The 5,911-nt window shown below is 73.2% G+C and carries 1 protein-coding gene and 1 pseudogene; both read left to right on the top strand.

Annotated features, from left to right (window positions below; all coding sequences use genetic code 11):
* Positions 1–5,556 (top strand): amino acid adenylation domain-containing protein (locus tag ACFU99_RS30030; protein ID WP_384397978.1); only part of this gene is annotated, 5,556 nt, incomplete at its 5' end.
* Positions 5,557–5,722: 166 nt separating this feature from the next.
* Positions 5,723–5,911 (top strand): annotated as a pseudogene (locus ACFU99_RS30025) (hypothetical protein); the annotation flags it as partial.

Genomic DNA, 5,911 nt, shown 5'->3' with positions numbered 1-5,911 from the left:
TCTCCCGACGGGCTGGACGGCGGCATTCTGTACGCCGCCGACCTCTTCGACGAGGAGACCGCCCAAGCCCTCGCCGCCCGCCTGGCGCGCGTACTCGCCCAGGTCGCGGCCGACCCCGACACCCGCCTCGGCGACATCGACGTGCTCGACGGGGCCGAGCGCTCCCGCGTGGTGGGGGAGTGGAACGCCACCGCCCGACCGCAAGAAGCGGGAACGGCGCTGGATCTCTTCACCGCCTGGGTCCGTTCGACTCCGGATGCCGTCGCCGTGCGGTGCGGTTCCGACGTGTTGTCGTATGGGGAGTTGGAGGGTCGGGCGAATCGGCTGGCTCGGTATCTGGTCCGGCTCGGTGTGGGGCGGGAGTCGCGGGTGGGGCTGTGCCTGCCGCGCGGGGTGGAGATGATCGTAGGACTGCTGGCGGTGTGGAAGGCGGGCGGCGCGTACGTACCACTCGACCCGGAGTACCCCGCCGACCGGCTCGCCTACATGATCACCGACAGCGACGCATCGGTGGTCCTGGCGACGGCCGAGACGGCGGCCGAGTTGAGGGAGGGCACCGCCACGCGCGTGGTGGTGCTGGACGAAGAAGCGGAAGCCATTGAGGCATCAGACGCTCCTCAAACCCGCCCGACCTCGCAGCAGTTGGCGTACGTCATCTACACCTCTGGTTCGACGGGTCGGCCCAAGGGGGTGGCCGTCGCGCATGGTGGCGTGGCGAACCTGGCGGAGGTTATGCGGCCGGTGCTGGGGGTTCATGAAGGGGTGACGGCGCTTCAGTTCGCGTCGTTCAGCTTCGATGCCGCGGTGTTGGATGTCGCGGTCACCTTGGGTGGGGGCGGCGCGCTTGTGATCGCGTCGAGTGATGAGCGTACGCAGCCGGAGGCGCTGGCCCGGATGATCGAGGCGGTGGGTGTGAGCGTGGCGAGCGTCGTCCCGTCCCTCCTGGGCGTGCTGGATCCGACCACGGTGCCCGGTGTGCGGAACTGGGTGCTGGGTGCGGAGCGCCTCACCGCCGACCTGGCGGCCCGCTGGCGGGCGGGGGCGCGGGTGTGGAACACGTACGGTCCGACGGAGGCGACCGTGATCACCACGGCGGTGCCGCTGCCCGCCGAGATCGGCCCGCAGGACGCGCCGCCGCCGGTCGGTCGTCCCCTGGGCAATGTGCAGACTTTTGTCCTGGACGGTTTCCTGAGGCCGGTGCCGCCTGGTGTGACGGGTGAGCTGTATGTGGCCGGGGCCGGGCTCGCGCGCGGGTACGTGGGCCGCCCGTCGGCGACGGCGGAGCGGTTCGTGGCCTGCCCCTTCATCCCAGGTGCTCGTATGTACCGCTCGGGCGACCTCGCGCGGTGGACGGCGGATGGGCTGTTGGAGTTCGCTGGCCGGGCGGACGAGCAGGTCAAGATCCGGGGCTTCCGGGTCGAGCCGGGCGAGGTCGAATCCGTGCTGGCCTCGCACCCGGACGTGGCCCAGGCCGCCGTCGTCGTCCGCGAGGACCGGCCGGGCGACAAGCGGCTGATCGGCTACATCGTCCCCACGACGCCGGAGTTCGACCAGCTCCTGCTGCATGAGCACATGGGCAAGGCGCTGCCGGACTACATGATCCCGGCGGCGGTCATCGCGCTGGAGGCGCTGCCGCTGACCGCCAACGGCAAGCTCGACCGGGCCGCGCTGCCAGTGCCGGACTTCGGTCAGCGGAGCTCCGGTCGGGCGCCGGAGAGCGAGATGGAGAAGGCCGTCTGCGCGCTCTTCGCCGAGGTGCTGGAGGTCGAACGGGTCGGCGTCGACGACAGCTTCTTCGACGTGGGCGGCAACTCGACCCTCGCGATGCGGCTCGCCGCACGCATCAGGACCGAGTTCGGCGCCGAGTTGAATATGCGTCAGTTCTTCGGAGCGTCGACGCCGCTCGGCGTGGCCCGGATGCTTGAGTCCAAGGCGCGCCCGGTGCTGCGGCCGGTCGACCACCCGGACGGCATCCCCCTCTCGGCGAACCAGTCGCAAGCCTGGCAGTCGGACCGGCTGCGCCAGGACGCGGATCTGCGGCTGCCGCTCGCGCTGCGCCTGGTGGGCGAGCTGGACCGGGCGGCGCTGGAGGCGGCGCTCGGGGACATCGCGGCCCGCCAGGACATCCTGCGGACGGTCTTCTCCCGTACGGGCGAAGGCGAACTCGTCCAGCACGTCCTGGACCCCGCCGACGACGCCGTGCAACCCCGGCTCGCCGTGGTGCAGGTGACGGAGACGGGACTGCCGGACCTGCTGGCGACGCACGGCAGGCACAGGTTCGACCTCGCGCGGGACACGCCCTGGGCGCAGTACCTGTTCGCCCTCTCGGACACCGAGCACGTACTGCTCCTCGTCGTGCACCGCATCGCCGCTGACGAGGCGTCACTCGACGTGCTCGTACGCGACCTGGTGGCGGCCTACGGAGCCCGTCGCGAGGGGCGAATCTCCGAACGGGCCCCGCTCCCGATCCAGTTCGCCGACTACGCGATGTGGGAGCGGGAGCTGCTCCAGGGCGAGAAGCAGCCGGAGAGCCTGGTCGGCGACCAGCTCGCCTTCTGGAAGAACACCCTGTCCGACGTGGCGGCGACGATGCCGCTGCCGATCGACCGGCCGCGCCCGCAACGGTCGTCGCACCGGGCGGAATCCGTTGCGCTGAGCCTCGACGCCGACACGCACGACAGGTTGACGGAGACGGCGGAGGAGCACGGGGCGACGACGTTCATGGCGGTGCACGCCGCGCTCGCGCTGCTGCTCACCCGGCTCGGCTCGGGCACCGACATCATGCTCGGGACGCTGCTGCCGCGCCAGGACGAGGAGGAGAGCCTGAACGGCGTGATGGGCCCCTTCACCGAGCTGGTGGCGCTGCGCACGGACACCTCCGGCGACCCCACGTTCGCAGAGCTGCTCGACCGCATCCGGGAGGCGGCCCAGCCCGCCGAAGCCCACCGGGACGTGCCGTTCGAACGGATCGCGGCTGCTCTGTCACGGCCGGCCTCCGAGGCGGCTCACCCCGTCTTCCAGGTCCTCCTCGATGTGCGGGACGACGTGGCGGAGAAGTGGGACACGGCGGAACTGGCGGGTCTGGACACCACCCGGCTCCCCGTGAACGCCGGGACGTCCCCGATGGACCTGGCGTTCTCCCTGGTGGAGCGGCTGGAGGACGACCGGACCCCGGCCGGGCTCGACGGCGTGCTGCGCTACGCCACGGATCTCTTCGACCCGTCCACCGCAAGCGCTCTCGCGGACCGGCTCGTCCGTGTGCTGGAACAGGTGGCCGCGGACCCCGAGGTGCGCCTCAGCGAGGTGGACATACTGCTGGGCCGGACCGAGTATCGCCGGATGGTGGCGGCCGGGAACGGCGGCACCGAGGTCCGTACGCCGGGCGGCACGGTGGTCGAGCTGTTCGCCGCGCAGGCGGACCGTACCCCCGAGGCCGTCGCCGTCACCGACTCGGGCGGCGCGCTCACCTACCGCGAGCTGGACGCCGCGGCCGGCTCGCTCGCCCGGCGGCTCGCCGAGCGGGGCGCCGGACCGGAGGACGTGGTGATCGTGGCGCTGGAACCGGGCGCCGCGTTCGTGACGGCACTGCTCGGCGTGTTCAAGGCGGGCGCCGCCTGCCTGGTCGCCGACCCGGCCCGGCCGCCCGGCGGGACCGTCCGCGAGCTGCGCCGGACCCGTACCGCCGCGCTGATCTGCACCGAGGCCGCGGCCGGTCTGCTGCCGACCGGCGGCACGGCCCCGGTCGTCCCGGTCGTCACGGTGGCTCCGGTCGTACGGGCCGGTGTCCCGTCGGCGTCGTCGGCGTCATCGTCGGCAGCGAACGGCGCGGGGCGTACGGGACCGGGCCACACGCCCCCGTCCGGCCACGCACTGCCGCCCGGTCGCACACCCTCGCCCGGTCACGCGGCGCTGGTGCTTCTCGACGCAGCCGAAGCGGTGAACGCCACCGCGGGCACGGTCGTCGAACACCGCGCCCTGGTCAGCCAGGTGGCGCACCTGATGGACGCCTCCGCGATGGACGGCGGCGCGGTGCTGGACGTACGGGCGCCCGCGTCGGCGCTGGTCACGCCCCTGCTCGCGGCGCTCTGCGGCGGTGGCGGCGTCCGGCTGGGCGTTCCCGGCCAGGAGCTCGCGCCGGTCACCGGAACAGCCAGTCCGGTCACCGGAACAGACCGCCCGGACAGCGAAACAGACCGCCCGGACAGCGCGACCGGCGGCGTGCGGCTGCTGGCCACCACGCGCGAGAGGCTGTCGGCCCTCGCGGAGCCCGCCGCGTCCGCCGGGCGACCGGCGTTCGCGGAGGTCATGGTGGTGGGCGGCGAGCAGGCCACCGTTGGCGACATGGCCGAGTGGCGGGAACGCCACCCCGATGTGGCGCTGGTGAGCGGCCACGGCACGCCGGAGACGGGCGGCTCGTGGCTCGGCCACCGGACCGTTCCGGGCGAGCCGCTTCCGGAACAGGCCCCCGCCGGGCGGCCGGTCGGCAGCGCCCGCGCGCTCGTACTCGACGACCTGCTGCGCCCGGTGCCGACCGGCGTCGCGGGAGACCTGTACATCGCGGGCGCCTCGCTGGCACGCGGCTACGCGGAGGCCCCGGGGCTGACCGGCGACCGGTTCGTAGCCTGCCCGTTCGGCTCCGGCGGCGAGCGGATGTTCCGTACGGGCGAGCGAGCGAAGCGGACCGTGACAGGGCTGCTGACGGTGGCGTACGAGCAGCGGGACGGCGACCTTCCCGGCACGGCGCTGCGCACGGTCAGGAACCGCGACGACCTGGGCGTGCTGCTCCCGCTGCGGGCCGAGGGCGACCGCCCGCCGCTGTTCTGCGTGCACCAGAGCACGGGGCTCGGCTGGCGGTACGCGGCGCTCCTCCCATACCTGCCGGCGGACCAGCCCGTCTACGGGGTGCAGGCGCGCGGGCTCGCCGGCCCGGAGCCCCTGCCGCAGAGCGTCGAGGAGATGGCGGCCGACTACGCCGACCGGATCAGGGCCCTTCAGCCGTACGGTCCGTACCACCTCCTCGGCTGGTCCGTGGGCGGGCTCATCGCCCAGGCGATCGCCGCCCGGCTGGCGGAACTGGGGGAGAAGGTCGGGCTCCTCGCGCTGCTCGACAGCTACCCCGACTCGACGGGCGCCGTCTCCGTGGTCGACCTGGACAACCAGGCCGAAGGGGGCGGCCACGCCATACAGGAGGACGCCGTGGCCCGTGCCCTGGGAGCGGATGGCGCCTACCCGCCGGGCGTGAGCGGGCCGCTCCTGACCAACATGCACGAGATCAGGCGCCACATGTACCGGCTGGGGGAGCGCCACACGCCGCGGTTCTTCCCAGGCGGCCTCACGGTGTTCGTCGCGGTCGGGCCCCGGCCGGAGGGGCTGCGGATGTCGGACGCGGTCACGAGCTGGCGGCCGTACACGGGCGGCGAGATCGTGACGCACGAAGTCGACGCCGGCCACGACGACATGCTCCACGCGCCCCACGGGGCCCTCATCGGACGCCTCGTCGCCGACAAGCTGCGCGGGCCGAGCAGGCCGAATGGAACGCAAGGCGACGTCGGCTGACGCACCGACAGCGATATCGAATGAACAGCGCCTGACAGCAACCGAGTTGAGGGAGTGGCGTGGCGGACGGCACGGCCTCGTCCGCCGTCCGCCGCGCCCGCCCGGGGCCGGCTGCCCACGTACCGGGCGGCCCCGGCGAGAGGTACGACCGGAAAGGAGAACGCGTATGACGAAGCCTCAAGAAGCGCCGCCACGACGGCGGCGGGACGAGCCGAAGCCGGACGTCCCCGTGCACATGCGACGGGACGGGCTCGACCCGCTGCCCGAGTTGAGCCGGATCAGCTCGAAGACGCCGTTCGCCCGGGGCGTGAGCCCGGTCGGCGACAGCTGGATCGCCACCGGACTCGACGAGGTC

Source organism: Streptomyces sp. NPDC057654 (assembly GCF_042800135.1).
GTDB lineage: Bacteria > Actinomycetota > Actinomycetes > Streptomycetales > Streptomycetaceae > Streptomyces.
The sequence above is the reverse complement of the archived record's forward strand: the minus strand, read 5'-3'. Positions and strand labels throughout refer to the sequence as shown.